The organism is Polaribacter sp. PL03 (genome assembly GCF_033875165.1).
Lineage (GTDB): Bacteria > Bacteroidota > Bacteroidia > Flavobacteriales > Flavobacteriaceae > Polaribacter.
This window is the reverse complement of the sequence record NZ_JAWZSV010000002.1, coordinates 509,424-530,722: the sequence shown is the minus strand read 5'-3', so window position 1 is coordinate 530,722 and position 21,299 is coordinate 509,424. Positions and strand designations below refer to the sequence as shown.

The 21,299-nt window shown below is 30.3% G+C and carries 12 protein-coding genes; 9 read left to right on the top strand and 3 right to left on the bottom strand.

Features of this window, described 5'->3' with window-relative positions; genetic code table 11:
- Positions 1-3 precede the first annotated feature (3 nt).
- A complete protein-coding gene (locus SHK09_RS05690) occupies positions 4-1,617 on the bottom strand; it encodes a RagB/SusD family nutrient uptake outer membrane protein (RefSeq protein WP_319809810.1) in 1,614 nt (537 codons plus the stop codon).
- A gap of 10 nt (positions 1,618-1,627) precedes the next feature.
- A complete protein-coding gene (locus SHK09_RS05685; RefSeq protein ID WP_319809809.1) occupies positions 1,628-4,546 on the bottom strand; it encodes a SusC/RagA family TonB-linked outer membrane protein in 2,919 nt (972 codons plus the stop codon).
- Positions 4,547-4,733: 187 nt separating this feature from the next.
- Between SHK09_RS05685 and SHK09_RS05680 the strand changes: the two genes are divergently transcribed.
- The 9 genes from SHK09_RS05680 (at position 4,734) to SHK09_RS05640 (ending at position 19,294) form a co-directional block, all read left to right on the top strand.
- On the top strand, positions 4,734-5,765 hold the full coding sequence (locus SHK09_RS05680) for a LacI family DNA-binding transcriptional regulator (protein ID WP_319809808.1): 1,032 nt from the start codon (positions 4,734-4,736) through the stop codon (positions 5,763-5,765).
- 147 nt (positions 5,766-5,912) lie between these two features.
- On the top strand, positions 5,913-7,286 hold the full coding sequence (locus tag SHK09_RS05675; protein WP_319809807.1) for an MFS transporter: 1,374 nt from the start codon (positions 5,913-5,915) through the stop codon (positions 7,284-7,286).
- A gap of 1 nt (position 7,287) precedes the next feature.
- Entirely contained in the window at positions 7,288-7,944 is a 657-nt protein-coding gene (pgmB, locus tag SHK09_RS05670) for a beta-phosphoglucomutase (RefSeq protein WP_319809806.1), read from the top strand.
- A gap of 92 nt (positions 7,945-8,036) precedes the next feature.
- Positions 8,037-10,343 (top strand): glycoside hydrolase family 65 protein, encoded by a 2,307-nt coding sequence (locus SHK09_RS05665; protein WP_319809805.1) that lies wholly within the window; start codon positions 8,037-8,039, stop codon positions 10,341-10,343.
- A 10-nt stretch (positions 10,344-10,353) separates the two neighbouring features.
- Positions 10,354-12,312: a glycoside hydrolase family 13 protein gene (locus SHK09_RS05660; RefSeq protein WP_319809804.1), complete on the top strand. Its 1,959-nt coding sequence runs from the start codon at positions 10,354-10,356 to the stop codon at positions 12,310-12,312.
- 10 nt (positions 12,313-12,322) lie between these two features.
- Positions 12,323-13,285 carry an alpha/beta hydrolase gene (locus SHK09_RS05655; RefSeq protein WP_319809803.1) on the top strand — a complete coding sequence of 321 codons (963 nt, stop codon included), beginning with the start codon at positions 12,323-12,325 and terminating at the stop codon, positions 13,283-13,285.
- Between the two features lie 40 nt (positions 13,286-13,325).
- Positions 13,326-15,752 carry a TIM-barrel domain-containing protein gene (locus SHK09_RS05650; RefSeq protein WP_319809802.1) on the top strand — a complete coding sequence of 809 codons (2,427 nt, stop codon included), beginning with the start codon at positions 13,326-13,328 and terminating at the stop codon, positions 15,750-15,752.
- An 8-nt stretch (positions 15,753-15,760) separates the two neighbouring features.
- Positions 15,761-17,629, top strand: coding sequence for an alpha-amylase family glycosyl hydrolase (locus SHK09_RS05645; RefSeq protein ID WP_319809801.1), 1,869 nt, complete (start codon positions 15,761-15,763; stop codon positions 17,627-17,629).
- 9 nt (positions 17,630-17,638) lie between these two features.
- A complete protein-coding gene (locus SHK09_RS05640; protein WP_319809800.1) occupies positions 17,639-19,294 on the top strand; it encodes an alpha-amylase family glycosyl hydrolase in 1,656 nt (551 codons plus the stop codon).
- A gap of 516 nt (positions 19,295-19,810) precedes the next feature.
- On the opposite strand, the gene mnmE is transcribed toward SHK09_RS05640, so the two are convergent.
- A complete protein-coding gene (gene mnmE, locus SHK09_RS05635; protein WP_319809799.1) occupies positions 19,811-21,205 on the bottom strand; it encodes a tRNA uridine-5-carboxymethylaminomethyl(34) synthesis GTPase MnmE in 1,395 nt (464 codons plus the stop codon).
- Between the last annotated feature and the right edge of the window lie 94 nt (positions 21,206-21,299).

Below are 21,299 nucleotides of genomic sequence, written 5' to 3'. Positions count from 1 at the left end.
AAATTAATACCCAGCATTTTGAGTTAAATTAGGGTTAGAAGCTAAACTAGCAGAAGGCATTGGGTAAATTTTCATATGTGAAGGCAATGAAATACCATTACTACCATTTCCTTTCCAAGCCCAATTATAATTACCACCTGTAAATAGGCCGTAACGAATTAAATCTTGTCTTCTGTGAGCTTCCCAATGTAATTCTCTTGCTCTTTCATCAATAATAAAATCTAAAGTAATTTCTGTAGAAGTTAAATTGTTTTGAGGATTGTTAGCTCTAGTTCTTAAGCTGTTTATATATGTTTCCATATCTGCATTAGAACCACCAGAACCACCTCTTAAATGAGCTTCTGCATACATTAAGTATACATCTCCTAATCTAAATAAAGGGAAATCTGTATCAACAAAAGTTTCATTAGAACCAAATGTACCTGTTGAGGTTGCATTAGAGTATTTTTCTAAAACATAGCCTTGGTCTTTATCTGAAATATCTGTAATATTAATATCTCTAGTTCCAGAAATAATAGTATTTCTAGAATCTCCAGAATAAATACCTCCATTAAATAACTCTGCAAATTGTTTTCTTACTCTTATTGCGCCTCCCCAACCAGCAGCACCAACTCCTAAAGCAGCACCGTTAGCTTCTAAACTACCTATTTGTCCGTTAATCATAATAGTTGTTGGACCATAGTTTTGTGTAATTAAACCATCAGAAATTAAAGGAAATATAATCTCATTATTTGCAGAATTAGTATTGTTATCTGCCATAAATAAGTGACTATAATTAGTGGCTAATGAATAACCTCCTCCAATAATTTTTTTACAATTATCTATAGCTTCAGTATATTTAGGCTCTCCTATATAAACTTCTGCATTTAAATACATTTTTGCTAAAATCATCCAAGAGACCGCTTTGTCTGCTCTACCATGTTGGTTCGTTTTTGGAGCCATTAAATCTGCTTCAATTGCTAACAATTCACTTTCTATGAATGTAAATAATTCTGCTCTTTCTACTTGTGGCGGATTAAAACCTGCAGTTGGGTCTGTTTCTAAAACCATAGGAGCTTTTCCATATAAATCCATAATATGATAGTATGATAAAGCCCTTAACAATCTTGCTTCTGCTCTAAATGTTACTATTTCTGCTCTAGTAGCAGTAGTTACATTTCTAGAATCTAATTTTTCAGTAGTAGTTTCACGTAAAAAATTATTTGTAAATGCAACAGAAACCATTGCTCTACTAAACATACCTAAAATTAAAGGGTTTTGAGCCGTCCAAATATTACGTTGTATTTCTCTTGTTCCTGGATCATTTTCATAAGACCAAATCATTTGATCTGCAGAAAGTGTTTGTAAGTATAATAATGTTCTACCATATTGGCTTGTACCTGCATCTAAACCTTGAATATTTGAACTTCCTGGGCCATCTACACCTGTTAACGATAAATTTGCATAAGCTCCTGCTAAAACATCTAAATAAGCACTTTCATTTTTAAAAAGAGCATCACTTAAAACAGTTTGATCGTCTTCTGGTACAATGTTTAAGTCTTCTGTACAAGAAGTAATTACTGATGTTAATAAAATAACAACCAATAGATTTTTTATTGTTTTTATATATTTTTTCATCTTGTTTTTATTAGAATTTAATATTAGCACCAACTAAGAAGTTCCTAGATCTTGGATAAATTAAATTATCAATACCGTTAAATACTTCAGGATCTAAACCAGAATAGTTTGTTAAAGTAAAAACGTTTTGCACACCAGCCCATATTCTTATATTACTATAAGAAAATTTCTTTATAGGATTGTTAAATACATAACCTAAAGTTATATTATCCATTCTTAAATAAGAAGCATCTTCTATATAAATATCAGAATTAATAACATCTGAAGTTCTTAAGAAATTTGTGTTTAAAACAGAATTTGGTATGTTTCCTAATACAGCATTGTCTTGTAATAATTCATATTGCGCTCTAGAAGAGTTTACATTATTATATACATAATTACCAAGACTTGCCCTTAAGTTAAAAGCTAAATCAAAATTCTTATAATTAAAGCTAGATTGAAAACCTAAAGTAACGTCTGCATTTGGGTTTTCTTTTAAATACCTATCATCATCATTAATAATATTGTCTCCATTTAAATCTGCATAACCACCTTCAATTGGTTCGCCTGCAGTATTGTATAATTGTTTATATACATGAAAAGAGTTAGGCGCAAAACCTTCTCTTAATAATTGAATAGTATTTCCTGTACCACCAGAAGTGCCACCAGTTCTTACGTCTTGATTGTTTGCAAGTTCTGTGATTTCTCTATCTAAATAAGTCGCATTAAATGTAAAATTCCAATTAAAATCTTCACTTTTAAGAATGTCTCCGTTTAAAGTAAATTCTAAACCATCTATTTGTAATTGACCAATATTCTGAATAGCACTGTTTCCAAAATTTGTTCCATCTGCTAAGGCAGCATTAAATAACAAATCATCAGATATTTTTCTAAAAGCACTTATAGATCCATTAAACCTATTATCAAATAAACCATAGTCTACACCAAATTCGATAGTTGTTGTTTGTTCCCATTTTAAATCTGGGTTTACTACAGAAGGTATTGTAGATTGTACCGCGTTGTTACCAAACAAATATCTAGAATTTTCATTACCAAAACGATATCTATCTAAATAAAGGTCGTTAACTCCTGGTAAATTTTGTTGACCAGTTAAACCATAACTAGCTCTTAATTTTAGGTTAGAAACAACTTTAGATTCTTTTAAGAAATCTTCATCACTAACATTCCAAGCAATTGCTGCACCACCAAAGTTACCCCATCTGTTATTTTCGCTAAAACGAGAAGTACCATCTCTTCTAAAGTTAAGAGTTAACAAATATTTTTTAAGGTATGAGAATTTTGCTCTACCAAAGAAACCAATATTTACAACATCTGGGTCTGCAAAAGTAGTTGCAAAAGAATCTGGATCTCTTGTGTTTCCTGAATTTGCTCCAAAGTTTTCAAAACGTTGGTAAGAATAACCAGCTGTTATATCTAATTTAAGATCATCTAATTCTTTTACATAGTTTAAATAACTATCAAATAACTCATTAGATCTTTCTTGAGTTCCATTAGATTTAGAACCAGCAAATTGCTGTGTTAAGTCTGCATTACCTATTTGAAATCTATTTAAACTATTTGTAGATCCTTTAGTTTTGTCAAAACCAACATTTACAACACCTCTTAGTTCTGGTAAAAAGTGAAATTTATAATCGAAATTTAAGTTTCCGTATTGTCTAAAGTTAAAACCAGTGTTGTTTGCTAATAATAAAGAGGCTACTGGGTTTTGTGTTCCGTTTGAAACTACGTTTCCGTTTCTGTGCTGAAAGTATCCTGCAAAAGGAGAACTATCGTCATATACAGGTTGTGTAGGATCGTAACGTAAAGCTGCACCAACTTGTCCAGAATCACCAAAACGACTTTCTTCAAAAGCTCTATTATAGTTTAAGTTAATTTTTAAATGATCTTTAAACAAAGAAGGATTCATAGAAAGTGAAATTGTTTTTCTATCGAATTGAGATGTAAGTACCGCTCCTTCTTGATTTGCAAACCCTAAAGATAGTCTTGTAGGTATTGCACCAAATATTTCTCCTTTTGCTGTTAAGTTATATAAAGAAGAAACAGTAGAACGTAAAATTTCATCCTGCCAGTTAGTGTTATTACTTCCTAATAAACCTACATCGCTAGGTCTTCTTTGGGTAATTAAATTTCTAAACTCGTCTGCAGAAAAAACATTTACTCTGTCTATTACTTCCCCAAAAGTATACTGCATATCTAAATCTAAAGTATACTCTTTTCTACCTTTTTTAGTAGTAATAATAATAACACCGTTAGAAGCTCTAGAACCGTAAATAGCGGTTGCAGATGCATCTTTTAAAACAGAAAAAGATTCAATATCACTAGGGTTAATACTTGCAAGTACACCTCTAGAACCACTAACACCGTTTTCTTCTATAGGTAAACCATCTATAATAATTAAAGGATTATTAGAAGCACCAATAGAAGAACCACCACGAATTGTAATTTGAGAACCAGAACCAGGAGCTCCACTAGTAGTTACATTAACACCAGAAACTCTACCGCTTAATAAATTTTCTGGGGTTACAATGTTACCTTTTGTAAAGTCTTTAGCAGTAATAGATTCAACAGATCCTGTAGCATCTTTAACGGTAGTTGTACCATAACCAACAACAATAATTTCATCTAGTTGCTCAGATGATTCATCTAGCTCTACGATTAAGTTAAAGTTTGTATTAATAGTAATTTCTTTATCGGCGTAACCAAGATATCTAAAAACAAGAATAGCTCCTGTTTCTATTTTTTTTAATTCAAAGTTTCCGTTAAAGTCGGTTTCTGCACCAATAGTAGTACCTTTTACTACTACACTAACACCAGGTAAAGCTATACCTGTTGTTTTTTCTTTTACGATACCTTTTACAGTTTGTTGAGCAAACATTGTAAATGATGTACTTAAAAGAATACCAATCAACAATAATTTAAAGTTTTTCATGTATAATTTGTTAAATAATAACTATAATTTGAATTTGTTATTAACAATAAATTTACATTCCACAGGGTAAATATAGAAGTAAGATTTACAATAACAATATTCTAAAAGTTACGAAATCGGTTTCGTGTTGACAACTTTACTTAAAATATCATTAATATTCTAAAAAAGACCTTAAAAAATTGCATTTTTGTATAATATGAAGCAAAAAATTACTATAAAGACAATTGCTAAAGAATTAGGTGTTTCTACTTCTACTGTTTCTAAAGCATTAAAAGACAGCCATGAAATTAGTAAGGAGACTAAAGAGCGTATACAAGCATATGCAGATTTTTATAATTACAAGCCTAATAATTTAGCGCTTCAATTAAGAAATCAGAAGACAAAGTTAATAGGTGTTCTTTTGCCTAAAATTGTACATCATTTCTTTTCTACTATAATTAAAGGTATAGAAGAAGGAGCAAGTGAAAAAGGATACAGAATAATGGTTTGTTTTTCTGATGAATCTCACACCAAAGAAGTAGAAAACTTAAAGGTTTTATCTAATGGAAGTGTAGATGGTTTAATTGTTTCTATAGCAAATGAAACGTTAGCTAATAAAGATTTTAAGCACTTTAAAGAGTTGGTGTCAGAAGAAATACCTTTAGTCTTATTAGATAGAGTTGTAGATGAAATTCATTGTGATAAAGTAGTTGTAGATGATTTTGGCGCAGGATATAAAGCAACAAAACATCTTTTAAATACAGGTTGTAAAAGGGTTGCAATAATTACTACACCAGAATATGTTAACGTTGGTACACTTCGAAGAAAAGGATATGAAAAGGCCCTTTTAGAAAGAAATATAGCAATCGATAAAGATTTAATTATAGAGATTGATGAAAAAGAGAATATTAAAGAACAAATAAGACCAGTTTTTGATTATAATATTGATGCTATTTTTGCTGTAAATGAAATTTATGCAGCAAAATCGATAAGAGTTGCTAAAGAAAAAAGTATTAGAATTCCAGAAGAATTGTCTGTAACAGGTTTTACAGATGGTCTAATTTCAGAGTATTCTACACCGTCTATTACAACGATGGCACAACATGGTTTAACTATGGGAAGACAGGCTGTAGAAGCTTTAATTGATAGAATTGAGAATGAAGCAGAAAACTATGAACCTAAAACGATAGTAGTTTCTAGCGACTTAAAATTACGAGAATCTACGAAACCGTCGTCGTAGATTTATTAAGTTTTAATTATCAATATGGTAATTAAAGACTATTTTTGTTACATTATTACGATTTATCAATAAATTACATTCCACACATGATAATAATTGATAAGTCTAACATACTTATCGTAATATTAATTTAATAGTATAACGGTAATGAATAAAAAGAAATTAAGTTTCTTGCAAATCTGGAACATGAGTTTTGGGTTTCTTGGAATTCAATTTGGAATGGCCTTAACAGGTGGTTTCATGTCTCGAATTTTTCAAACACTTGGTGCAGAGATAGATGATATTCCTATTCTCTGGGTCGCGGCTCCTTTAACTGGTCTTATTGTACAGCCAATTATTGGTTACATGAGCGATAGAACTTGGAGCCCTAAATGGGGAAGAAGAAGACCTTACTTTCTAGTAGGTGCAATTCTAAGTTCATTGGCGTTAATTATTATGCCACATTCACCTACTTTATGGATTGCAGCTGGTTTTCTATGGATTTTAGATGCGTCTATTAATATTTCTATGGAGCCTTTTAGGGCTTTGGTTGCAGACAAATTACCAAGTTCTCAAAGATCTTATGGTTTTGTTATGCAAACTTTAATAATAGGAGTTGGTACTTGGGTTGCAAGTAGTTTACCTTGGATGGTTTCTCAATTTGGTGTAAGCGATTCTGCGGCATCTGGTATAGTACCAATGTCTGTAAAAGTTGCTTTTACAATTGGTGCCATTATCTTCTTATTAAGTATTCTTTATACTGTTTTTACTACAAAAGAATATCCACCAGAAGACATGGTTGCTTTCGAGAAAGAGAAATCAGAAAAAAACAGATTTGTTAAAGATATTTTAGAAAATATTGGAAACATGCCAACAATTATGAAAAAGCTAGGTGTTGTCCAGTTTTTTAGTTGGTTCGCATTTTTTACAATGTGGTCTATGGCAAACCCTGCTTTAACAGCGCATGTTTTTAAAACTCCTGCACCAATAGAAAAAGAATTTGTAATGACAGATGTTTCTCAAAAGGCAACTTTTGATATTCAGAATACGGCATTCCAAAAATCTTCTAACGAAGTTGGTTCTTACATGGGTATTTATGGTTTATCTTCTATGGTATTTGCTTTAATTCTAGTTTTATACACAAGAAAAAGACGTATTAATAGAAAGTATATTCATATGACATCTTTAATCTTAGGCGGTTTAGGTTTTATATCGATGTATTTTATTCCTTCACCAGAATATTTAGCAATTTCATTTATACTTATAGGTTTTGCTTGGGGAAGTGTCTTATCGATGCCATACGCAATGTTATCTAGCGAAGTAAATCCGAAGAAAATGGGCGTTTTTATGGGGATTTTTAACATGTTTATTGTTATACCTCAAATAATTGCTGCCATTGGTGGTATCAATTTTATTTCTGGTCTTTTAGGAGAGCAAACCATAAATGCGATGATAGTGGCTGGATTAAGTTTAATTATTGCAGGCTTCTGTAATTTCTTAATCACAGAAAAAAGTGCAATTACATATCAAGAGAACAATTAAAATGAATAAGAAAGGATTTATATTTGATTTGGATGGTGTTATAGTAGACACTGCCAAATATCACTATTTAGCTTGGAAAAAGTTAGCAAACCAATTAGGTTTCGAATTTACCAAAGAACAAAATGAATTATTTAAAGGCGTTAGTAGAAAACGTTGTTTAGAAATTTTATTAGAAATAGGAAATAGAGAAGCAACACAAGAAGAGTTTGATACTTGGATGGTTGAAAAAAATATAGACTATTTAGCCTATATAGAAAATATGGATGCATCAGAAATACTACCAGATGTTCCTAGAGTCTTAGCATTTTTGAAACAAAATAACATTCCTATAGCTTTAGGTTCTGCAAGTAAAAATGCAAGACCAATTTTAGAGAAAGTTAATTTAATACATTATTTCGATGCAATTGTAGATGGTAATAATGTAACAAAAGCAAAACCAGACCCAGAGGTTTTTCTTCTAGCTGCAGAACAGTTAGGTGTAGATGCTAACAATTGTATTGTTTTTGAAGATGCTGTTGCTGGTGTAGAAGCAGCAAATGCAGCAAAAATGATAAGTATTGGTATTGGAGATAAAAAGGTGTTATCTAAAGCACAATTTATTTTTACAGATTTTACAGAAATCAGCACCAACTTTATTACAGACTTATTAAATAGATAAAAAATAAAAGAGAAGATAGAAATAAGATAAAAAGGAAGTTTTACAACTTCTTTGTTCTTGTTCTGCGATTCTTTTATCTAAAAAAAAACAGAATGAATCAAGATTATATAAAACCAAATGAATGGTCGATCCTAGAAGAAGGTTTTGATGCTCAAATGGTAAAATCATCCGAAAGTTTATTTAGTATTGGTAATGGTGTCATGGGACAACGTGCCAATTTTGAAGAAAATTATACAGGAGAAACTTTTCAAGGAAGTTATATTGCAGGAGTATATTACCCAGATAAAACACGTGTTGGGTGGTGGAAGAACGGATACCCAGAGTATTTTGCTAAAGTTTTAAATGCGCCTAATTGGATAGGAATTAATGTTTTAATTAACGATGAGAAATTAGATTTACATACTTGTAAAGAAGTATCTAATTTTCGAAGAGAATTAAACATGAAAGAAGGTTGGTTGTCTAGAAGTTTTAATGCTGTTTTACAAAACGGAATACAGATAAAAGTAGATACAAAACGTTTTTTAAGTTTAGAATTAGATGAGGTAGGTGCTATTGATTACAATGTAACTCCTTTAAATACTCATGCAAAAATTACTTATATACCTTATTTAGATGCAGGTATTACAAATGAAGATACCAATTGGGATGATCAATTTTGGGATGTATTAGAAATTTCACAAAACAACCAACAATCTTACATTGAGGCAAGAACCATGAAAACGCACTTTTATACGTGTACTTTTATGGAATCTCGACTATTTATAGATAAAGATGAGGTAATTACAGGTTGTAATAATGAAAAAACAACAAGTTTTACTTCTTGCAATTATCAACAAGAAATTAAACAAAACCAAACCTATACAATTCATAAATTTGGTGGTTATGTAGTAGATAGAAATCATGATAAAAATGAGTTAGTTGCTGCAGCAAAAGAAGCTTTAGACAAAGCCGTTAGTTTTGGTTTTGATGCTTTGTTAGATATGCAAAAACAATCTTGGGCACAAATATGGAAAATGTCTGACATTACTATAGAAGGTGATGTAAAGGCGCAACAAGGAATTCGTTTTAATATTTTTCAACTAAACCAAACCTATTTAGGTACAGATGCCTCTTTAAATATTGGGCCAAAAGGTTTTACAGGAGAAAAATACGGTGGAAGCACGTATTGGGACACAGAAGCTTATTGTATTCCTTTTTATATGGCTACAAAAGACCAATCTGTTGCAAGAACTTTGTTAGAATATAGATACAATCATTTAGATAAAGCTATTGAAAATGCAGAAAAACTTGGTTTTAAAAACGGAGCAGCATTATACCCAATGGTTACTATGAATGGTGAAGAATGCCATAATGAATGGGAAATTACATTTGAAGAAATTCATAGAAATGGTGCTATTGCTTTCGCTATTTTTAATTACTATAGGTTTACTGAAGACTATTCTTACATTCCAGAAAAAGGGTTAGAAGTTTTAATAGGAATTGCACGTTTTTGGCAACAAAGAGCAACATTTTCATCAGATAAAAATAAATTTATGATTTTGGGTGTAACCGGCCCTAATGAATATGAAAATAACATTAACAATAACTGGTACACAAATTACATTGCAAAATGGTGTATTAATTATGCGTTAGAGAATATTGATGTAGTAAAAAACGATTATGTTTCAGATTATATAAGAATTAAAGACAAAGTTAATTTTACAGATGAAGAATTATCTCTATGGAAAAATGTAGCAGATAATATGTATTTTCCTCATTCAGAAAAACATAATATCTACCTACAACAAGATGGTTTCCTAGATAAAGAATTAATTACTGTTGCAGATTTAGATCAAAAGCAAAGACCAATCAATCAGAAATGGAGTTGGGATAGAATTTTACGTTCACCGTACATAAAACAAGCAGATATTTTACAAGGTTTTTATATGTTCGAAAATGATTTTTCTACGGAAGAATTAGAGCGTCATTTCGATTTTTATGAACCTTTTACGGTTCATGAAAGTTCTCTTTCTCCTTGTGTACATAGTATACAAGCAGCAAAATTAGATAGAATGGACCAAGCATATACATTCTATTTACAAACCTCTCGTTTAGACTTAGATGATTATAACCATGAAGTAGAAGAAGGTTTACATATTACTTCTATGGCAGGAACTTGGATGAGTATTGTTGAAGGTTTTGGAGGAATGCGAGTCTTAAATAATACACTTTCTTTTTCACCAAAAATTCCTAAAGGATGGAAAACGTATTCATTTAAAGTAAACTTTAGAAATAGAGTTATTACAGTTAATGTTTCTCAAAACGGAACTCATTTTGAGTTAGAAGGAAAAGAAGAAATAGATATTTTAGTAAATGGAGATGTAGTTACAGTATCTCCTAATAATTTATTAACTGTTTAAAATAAGATTTATGAAACTTATCAGAAGCATTTTTTATTCAGTATCAATTTTTGTTTTTATTGCCTGTAGCAATACAGAAATTAAAGAAAATGTTTCTGAAGTTTCTATTTCTAATACTTCAATAGAAAGAGTAGAACCGCCAAATTGGTGGATCGATTTTAAAGATACTTCTTTACAATTACTTATAAAGGAAGAAAATATAGGATTCTCTGAAGCATCTATTTCTTATGCAGGAGTTTCTATAAAAAAAGCAAACAAAGCCAATAGTAAAAACTATTTGTTCTTAGATTTAAATATAGATAAATCTACAAAAGCAGGTAAATTCGATATTATTTTTACATTTAAAGATGGCCTAAAAAAAACACATACGTACGAACTAAAATCAAGAGAAAAACTGGCAGAAGATTACATTGGTTTTAATAGTACAGATGCTATTTATTTAATTACACCAGATCGTTTTGCAAACGCAGATACAACAAATGATATTGGTTCTAGAATTACTACAGAGAATGAAACAGGTGAAGTTGTTCACTTTTTAAAAGAAAATACCATTAATAGGGCAGATGATTATGCGAGACATGGTGGCGACATTAAAGGAATTACAAATCATTTAGAGTATATAGATGAAATGGGCTTTACTGCAATTTGGTCTTCGCCATTATTAACAAACGACATGCCTAAAGGTTCATACCATGGTTATGCGATTACAGATTTGTACGAAATAGATCCTCGTTTTGGAACCTTGGCCGATTATAGAGAATTGGCAGATGTATCTAGAAAAAAAGGATTAAAGTTGATTATGGATCAGGTGGCAAATCATTGTGGTAGTGAGCATTGGTGGATGAAAGATTTGCCTTTTAGAGATTGGGTAAATCATCAAGAGAATTTCGAAAATAAAGGAGATTTAATAACATCAAACCATAGAAGAACTTCTAACCAAGATATATACGCTTCTAAAGTTGATAAACAAGGAATGACAGATGGTTGGTTTGTGTCTACTATGCCAGATTTAAATCAGAAAAATCCTTTTATGGCAAAATACATTATTCAGAATAGTATTTGGTGGGTAGAAACAATAGGATTAAGCGGAATTAGACAAGACACGTATCCGTATCCAGACAAACAATTTATGAGTAATTGGGCAGGTTCAATTATGAAAGAATATCCTAATTTTTCTATTGTAGGAGAAGAATGGAGTTACAATCCGTTATTAATTGGCTATTGGCAAAAAGGTGCCAATAATAAAGATGGTTACGAGTCTAATTTAAAATCTACGATGGATTTTGCGATGCAACAAAAGGTTGTAGATGCATTAAATGAAAAAGAAACTTGGGACACAGGTTTGGTAAAAGTATACGAAGGTTTAGCAAACGATTTTCATTATGCTTCACCAAAAGATATTATGATTTTTCCAGACAACCATGACATGAGTCGAATTTTTACGCAATTAAAAGGAGATGTCGAAAACACTAAAATGGCACTTTCTTTATACTTAACGTTACCTAGAATACCACAAATTTATTACGGGACAGAAATTTTAATGAATGATTTTAAAAAACCTGGAGATCATGGTTTAATTCGTACAGATTTTTCTGGTGGTTTTAAAGGAGATAAAACAAATGCATTTACAAGTGAAGGTTTAAGTAAAGAACAAAAAGATATGCAATCTTTTTTGAAGAAATTTTTAAATTATCGCAAACACTCTAAAGCAATTCACCAAGGTAAAACAGTTCATTTTTCACCTTTTAAAGGAACTTATTTTCTATTTAGAATTTTAGAAGATGAAATTGTAGTAAATATTATAAATAAAAATAATGTACCAATTTCAATTAATTTAGAACGATACTTAGAAATTGGTTTACAAGGGAAAACGCTAAAAAACATTATTACAGAAGAATCTATTATTTGGGAAAATGAAATCGAATTAAAAAAGAAAGGAAATATTACCTTTACTACAAAACTTAATTAATATTTATTTTATGAAAAATTTCCTTAAAATTTGTTGTTTGTTTATTTGCATTTCTGCGTGTAAAACCAATGCTCAAGTAGAAAATAAAAAAATAGTTACTATTAAAACAGTTAAATTAGAAAAAGCAATTTTAGCTGGTGGAGCGTTGTTTAGAATAGACTCTTTTCCTACAAACAATATTGTACCAAGACCAGTAGATGTTTGGTTGCCAGAAAATTATTCGGCAGAAAAAAAATATGCAGTTTTATACATGCATGATGGTCAGAATTTATTTGATGCAACTACAACGTGGAACAAACAAGAATGGATGATTGATGAAGTGGCTTCAAAATTAATGAACGAAGGTATAACTAGAGATTTTATAGTTGTTGGAATTCATAATATACCTAAGATTCGTTGGCAAGATTTATTTCCAGAAAAAGCAATGAACTTTTTATCTGAAGAAGATAGAAATAAATTATACGAAGAAGCAAAGAAAAGTAATTTTAGTATTAACTTAAAAGGAGACGAGTATTTAAAATTTATGGTTGAAGAGTTAAAACCATATATAGATAATACGTATTCTGTATATACAGATAAAGAAAATACTTTTGTTGCAGGCTCTTCTATGGGTGGTTTAATGTCTATGTATGCAGTTGCAGAGTACCCAACAATTTTTGCAGGAGGAGCTTGTTTTTCTACACATTGGGTTGGCGGAACACCAAAAGAAGGAAACCCTTTACCAGAAGCAATTTTTAACTATTTAGATACGAATTTACCAATTGCAAAATCACACAAAATGTATTTTGATTATGGGAACAAAACATTAGATTTTTTCTATCCTCAATATGCACCAAAGGTAGATTCTATCTTTAAAAAAGGAGGATATAATGCATCAAATTTTAAAAATTTATTTTTTGAAGGAACAGATCATTCAGAATTGTCTTGGCAAAAAAGATTAGATTTTCCGCTCACATTTTTATTAAAAAAATAACGTTATTCTAAACTTGGTTTAGAATCTCATAAAACTATTTATGAAAACACTAAAACTACTTTTTCTTTTTTTATTTATAACATTTTCATTTAGTGCACAAAATTCAAATAGAGTTTTTAAAAAAGCGCAATTTTTAAAAGAAAATCAATTTAAAATTGAAGTTTCAGACGGAATTTATCAAATTAATTTTTATAATTCATATATAATTGAAACAACATTTATTCCTAAAGGAGAAGAAGTAGGCTTAGAGAAATCTAACGCAGTAGTTTTAATTCCAGAAAAAATACACATTACAACAAAAGAAACAAGCGACGAGGTAAATTATTCCTCAAGAGGTATTTCAATAAAAATTAAAAAAACACCTTTTCAAATTTCTTATTTTTATAAAGGAGAAGAAATTACTTCAGAAAAGGAAGGCTATTTTAAATCTAAACATATTCCTTTAGATCTAGTTAAAGGAAATATTATAGCGAAAGAAACAGAGAAAATAACATTTAACCTAACCCAAGAAGAGGTTTTGTACGGAGCAGGAGCAAGGGCTTTAGGAATGAATAGAAGAGGAAATCGTTTAGCTTTATATAATAGAGCGCAATACGGTTACGAGACACATGCAGAATTGATGAATTTTACACTACCAATTGTAATTTCTTCAAAAAAATATATGCTTCATTTCGACAACGCACCAATAGGTTACCTAGATTTAGATAGTAAAAGAGAGAATTCTTTAACATACGAAACTATATCTGGTAGAAAAACGTACCAAGTTATTGTTGGAGATTCTTGGTTAGATTTAGTAAATAATTATACTCATTTAACAGGAAAACAACCTTTGCCACCAAGATGGACTTTAGGTAATTTTTCGAGTAGATTTGGGTACCATTCTCAGAGAGAAACAGAAGCTACAATTGCTAAGTTTAAAGAAGAAGAAATACCTGTAGATGCTATTATTTTAGATTTGTATTGGTTTGGTAAAACGGTACAAGGAACAATGGGTAATTTAGAAATAGACAAAGATTCTTTCCCAGATATGAAAGGGATGATTGCTCGTTTAAAGAACAAAGGAGTAAAAACAGTTTTAATTACAGAACCTTTTATTTTATCGAATTCTAAAAAATGGAAAGAAGCAACAGAAAAAGAAGTTTTAGCCACAGATTCTATTGGTAACCCAGCAAAATATGACTTCTATTTTGGGAATACAGGTATTGTAGATATTTATAAAACTAAAGGAAAAGATTGGTTTTGGACTATTTATAAAGGCTTAATTAATCTTGGCGCAAAAGGTCTTTGGGGAGATTTAGGAGAACCAGAAGTTTTGCCTTCATGGGTAAATTTTAAAGATAAAAAAGCAGATGAAATTCATAATATTTATGGGCATGATTGGGCACGTTTAATTTTTGAAGGATATAAAGAGGAATTCCCTAATGAAAGACCTTTTATTTTAATGCGTGCAGGAGCAGCAGGTTCACAAAGATTTGGTATGATACCTTGGTCTGGAGACGTTAATAGAACTTGGGGAGGTTTGCAGTCTCAACCAGAAATTGCCTTACAAATGGGGATGCAAGGTTTGGGGTATATGCACTCTGATTTAGGTGGGTTTGCAGGAGCCAATTTAGATGATAATTTATATACAAGATGGTTACAGTACGGTGTTTTTCAGCCAATATTTAGACCTCATGCACAAGAAGACGTACCAAGTGAGCCTATTTACAGGAGTGATAAAGCAAAAAAACAAGCAAAAAAATCGATAGAATTACGTTATAAATTATTGCCCTATAATTATAATTTAGCATTTGAAAATAATCAAAAAGGAACACCATTAATGCGTCCTATTTTCTTTGAAGAAGATGATGATAAATTAATGAGTAATGCAAAAACCTATTTATGGGGAAGAGATTTTCTTATAACTCCAATTCTTAGAGATTCTGTAAAAACAAAAGAAATTTATTTTCCAAAAACAGCTAATTGGTTTAACTTTTATTCTGAAGAAAAGGTTGAGGGCGGACAGACAAAAACGATACAAGTACAAGAAAACTCAATACCTACTTACGTAAGAGGTGGTTCTTTTATTCCAATGACAAAATTGGTGCAAACAACAGATAATTATAATGGTAATCATTTAGAGATTCATTATTATTTTGATGCTTCTGCAAAGAAAAGTAGCAGGAAAATGTACAATGATAATGGTTTACTTTCGAATGCTTTTGAAAAAAACAAATACGAAGTATTAGAATTTGAAGCAGAAATTACAAAACGTTTCTTAAATATTAGTTTTGATGCTGAATTAGGGAAGCAGTGGAAAGCAGAAAAAAAAGAGATTGTTTTGGTACTTCATAATATAAACTGGACTCCTAAAAAGATAAAAGTAGATGGTAAAAGAAGCAAACCTTTGCTAGAAAATAATATGCTTACAATTCCTGTAAACTGGAACACTAAAGAAGATATGAAAATAAAAATAGGATTAAAATAAGATTTAATATGAGAAAAGGATACAACATTTTACCTGTTTTTATTTTAGTAATATTAATTGGTTGTTCATTAGAAAAAACATCAAAAAAGAAAATTTTAAAGCCAAATAAAAAGATAGTTGTTTATCAGGTTTTTACACGTTTGTTTGGTAATGTAAATACAACAAATAAACCTTGGGGAACTATTGAAGAAAATGGAGTTGGTAAGTTTAATGATTTTACAGACAAAGCACTAACTGAGATAAAAGATTTAGGAATTACACATATTTGGTATACTGGTGTTCCTCATCATGATGTTATTAGGGATTATACAGAATTTGGTATTTCAAATGACGACCCAGATGTTGTAAAAGGTAGAGCAGGATCGCCTTATGCAGTTAAAGATTATTATAATGTAAATCCAGATTTGGCAGTAAATGTTGCAAATCGTTTGCAAGAATTTGAAGCTTTAATAGATCGTTCTCATAAAAACGGATTAAAAGTAATTATTGATATTGTACCGAATCATGTTGCTAGAAACTATCAAAGTTTATCAAACCCAAAAGGGACAAAAGATTTTGGTGCAGATGATAATAAGAATGTTGTTTATGATGTAAATAATAATTTTTATTACACACCAAATGAAGCTTTTAAAGTACCAGATTTTTTAAATGATTATTTGCCTTTAGGAGGAGAGAATAATGTTTTATCTGATGGTGATTTTGATGAAAATCCTTCTAAATGGACAGGAAATGGTTCTCGATCACCTAAACCGAATTTTTACGATTGGTACGAAACTGTAAAAGTAAATTATGGTGTTTCACCTGATGGGAAAAAAGATTTTGAAGAACTACCAGTAGGTTTTGAAAATGAAGATTATAAAAAACATTTTGCTTTTTGGCAGGATAAAGTAGTACCCAATTCGTGGATTAAATTTAGAGATATTGCTTTGTATTGGACAGCAAAAGGTGTTGATGGTTTTAGATATGACATGGCAGAAATGGTACCTGTAGAGTTTTGGAGTTTTATGAACTCTGCTATAAAAATGGAAAATCGAGAAGCTTTTCTATTGGCAGAAGTGTACAATCCTAAAATGTATAGAGATTATATTAGAAAAGGAAAAATGGATTATTTGTATGACAAAGTTGCTCTGTATGATACCATAAAACATGTTATGCAGGGTCATGGATTAACAGATAATATTCCTCCAATTCAAGAAGATTTAAAAGATATTGAACACCATATGTTGCACTTTCTAGAAAATCATGACGAGCAAAGAATTGCAAGTAAAGAATTTGCGGGAAATGCAAAAAAAGGAATGCCAGCAATGGTAGTTTCTACAACAATTTCTACAGCACCAACAATGGTTTATTTTGGACAAGAATTTGGTGAAGATGGTTCTGAAAATGCAGGTTTTGGAACACCTTCTAGAACTTCAATTTTCGATTATGTTGGTGTGCCTTCTTTACAACGTTGGGTAAACAACAAACAATTTGATGGAGGAGAATCTACTAAAGAAGAAACAGCACTAAGAGACTTTTATAAACGTTTATTAAACTTCACAATTAAAAGTGATGCGTTAATGGGAGAATACAAGGATATTCATAGTTATAATAGAGAACATACAGAAGGTTACAATGCTAAAGTTTTATCTTTTGTTCGCTTTTCTGAAGGAGAAAAACTAATAGTTATTTCTAATTTTAATGAAAAAGAAACATATAAATTTCAATTAAAAATTCCTTCAGAAATTATTAAAAAATGGAATCTAAAAGATGGATCATATCAACTTAAAGACCAATTATATAATTCAAAATCTTTTAATTTAGACATTAACAATTTAGAGGGAGTTGTAAATATAGAAATACATCCATTAGCATCTTTTATTCTTCAACTTCAATAAAAAATTATTATGAAAAATATACTTTTCCTATTTGTTATAGCTACTATTTTTGGCTGTAAAGAAAAAACATCAGAAATAAAACAAGAAAAAAACCAAACACCTAAAGAGTTTGTCTGGGAAGGTTCTAATATTTATTTCTTACTAACAGACCGTTTTAATAATGGCGATACTTCTAACGATATTAATTTTAATAGAACTAAAGAGGCTGGTAAATTACGTGGTTTCGATGGTGGAGATATCAAAGGAATTACTCAAAAAATTAAAGAAGGTTATTTTACCAAATTAGGAATTAATGCTATTTGGATGACACCAGTTGTAGAGCAAATACATGGAGGAACGGATGAAGGTACAGGTTGGTCTTATGGTTATCATGGTTACTGGGCAAAAGATTGGACTAAGATAGACCCTAATTACGGTACAAAAGCAGATTTAAAAGAATTGGTTGCAGTTGCACACAAAAACGGAATTCGTGTACTTTTAGATGCAGTTATTAATCATACAGGTCCTGTTACAGAAAAAGATACTGTTTGGCCAAATGATTGGGTTAGAACAGGTCCTAAATGTGAACATTCTAATTATGAAAATACAATTTCTTGTACTTTGGTAGAAAACTTACCAGATATTAGAACAGAAAGTAATGAAAGTGTGGCGTTACCACCACAACTAGTTAAAAAGTGGAAAGCAGAAGGGCGTTATGAACAAGAAATTAAAGAGTTAGATGTGTTTTTTGCAAGAACAGGTTACCCAAGAGCACCACGTTTTTATATTATGAAATGGCTAACAGATTATATTGCAGAGTTTGGTATTGATGGTTATAGAGTAGACACAGTAAAGCATACAGAAGAATTTGTTTGGCAAGAATTTAAAGTTGAATGTGATATTGCATTTGCAGATTATAAAAGAAACAACCCAAACAAGGTATTAGATGATAACGATTTTTATTTGGTAGGTGAAGTTTATAATTACGGAATCTCGTCTGGAAAGGCGTTTGATTTTGGAGATAAAAAAGTAAACTATTTTGACAAAGCGTTTAATAGTTTAATAAATTTTGAAATTAAATGGGATGCCAAACAAATGGAAGAAAAAGCTGTTTTTTATAAATACGATTCTCTACTACATACAAATCTAAAAAATTACAGTGTTTTAAATTATATGACTTCACATGATGATGGGCAACCTTTTGATAAGGATAGAAAAGTACCTTTTAAAACTGCAACAATGTTGATGCTAACACCAGGAACTTCTCAAGTTTACTATGGAGACGAATCTGCAAGAGATTTAACAATAGAAGGTACTGTTGGTGACGCTACTTTACGTTCTTTTATGAATTGGGATGTTATTAAGAATGATGAAAATACAAAGGAAATTTTACTTCATTGGCAGAAAATGGGCCAGTTTAGAGCAAATCATATGTCTGTGGGAGCAGGAAAACATCAGTTAATATCAGAAGAGAACGGATTAATTTTTTCAAGAGTTAGAAAAGAAGATAAAGTTATTGTTGGTATGAATTTACCAAAGGGGAATAAAATACTTAATGTTTCTTCTATATTTAATAACGGTCAATATTTACATGATTTTTATTCAAAACAATTGGTAGAGGTTAAAAACGGACAAGTAACAGTAAATTCAAACTTTGATATTGTACTGTTAGAAATTAATATATAATAAGTTTTAAAAATAACAAATTACTATTCGATACTTAATTTTTTCTTTAGTAATTAAGGTTGAGTAGTAATAGGTTTATAATATTGGTTTTTATTTCTTTTGATGATATCATTTTATCTTTTTAGATGTCTATATGATGCTTCTTGGTATAAAATTGAAGTAAAATGATTTTATGAAAAATTACTAGAGTTTGTAAAAAAAGGAAATAAAAAAGATGGTTTAAAACTTACAAACATTAAAAATAAAATTGAGTAAAATTTGCAAATATCAACTTCAATACAACATATAACAATCCTTTTATTTAAAGAGATTACAGAGGGAAGAGTTGAATAGTCGTGTAGTGTTTTGTCTTCTTTTGTTTGATTTAGCACTTTTTTGATACTAAAGTTTCAATATAGGAAACCAATCTACGACAAAAAAAATCTCTTCTCGAATGCAGTTTTTGATAAAAAAAATCTAATATTTTATCCAAAAGTCAAACAAAATGCTACTAAAGGAAGCTATAGGAAAATAAATCTATTTCCCAATACAAAAATTCCCAAAAATATGTCCAAGAATATCTTTATCTACATCATACTCACCAGTAATATTACCAAGATGACGCAGACACTCTCTAATATCGATAGAGAATAAATCTGTAGTAATTTCTAAATCAATTCCTTGCTGAACAGAAGTAATAGCCATTAACGCATTACTTAAGGCCTCAAAATGACGAGAATTAGTAACAATAGTTTCATTATTGCTTAAAGCACCAATATTAACCAAAGAAGTTAACTCAGATTTTAGTTCTTCTATTCCTGTTTTATTTTTTGCTGATACTAAAATTAAATTCTCAATTTCAGATTGTAAAACAGCCGAATTATGACAAGATAAAGTATCCATTTTATTGCCAATAACCAATAAGCGTTTGTTAGGAAAGCGTTTTTTTATTGTTTCAATCTCTTCAAGAAAATCTTCTCTAGAGTGCGAATAGGTATTAGAATCTATTAAGAAAATTATTAATTGCGCATTATCTGCTTTTTCGTATGCTTTTTTTATACCTATACTCTCTATTACATCTTCTGTTTCTCTAATACCTGCAGTATCTATAAATCGAAAAGCAACACCATCAATAATTATTTCATCTTCTATAGCATCTCTTGTAGTACCAGCAATATCAGAAACAATTGCTTTTTCTTCATTTAAAAGAGCATTTAATAAAGTAGATTTTCCTACGTTAGGTTCACCTATAATAGCAACCGGAATTCCGTTTTTCATAGCATTTCCAAAAGAAAAAGAATCTATTAAACGCTTTAATACAAATGTAATTTTTGCAACTAGTTCCTTAAATTTTGTTCTGTCTGCAAATTCAACATCTTCACCAGAAAAATCTAATTCTAATTCTATTAAAGCAGCAAAATCTAGTAATTGCACACGTAAATCTTTCAATTCATTGGTAATTCCACCACGCATTTGCTGAATAGCCATTTGATGACTCGCTGCAGAATTAGAAGCAATTACATCTGCCACAGCTTCCGCTTGCGATAAATCCATCTTTCCGTTTAAGAATGCGCGCATAGTAAATTCTCCATTATCTGCCATTCTACAGCCTTTTTGTAGAAATAACTGAATAATTTCTTGTTGAATAAAACTAGAACCATGACAAGAAATTTCAACTACATTTTCACCTGTGTAAGAATTAGGATTCTTAAAAACCGATACTAAAACTTCATCTATAAGAATATTGTTTTCTACAATATGTCCTAAATGAATAGTATGTGTTTTCTGGTTATTTAAAGTTTTATTTTTTCTGATTGATTTAAAATTGGCATCAACCACAGAAATAGCATTTTCGCCAGAAAGTCTAATTACAGAAATTGCACCAACACCAGCAGGAGTTGCTAAAGCAATAATAGTATCGTTTTGAATCATACAGCAAAAATACATAAAGATTTTTATAGAAAAATAAAAAGCCCAACACAAAATGTGCTGAACTTTTTAAGTACTTTATAAATATTAACTTTAT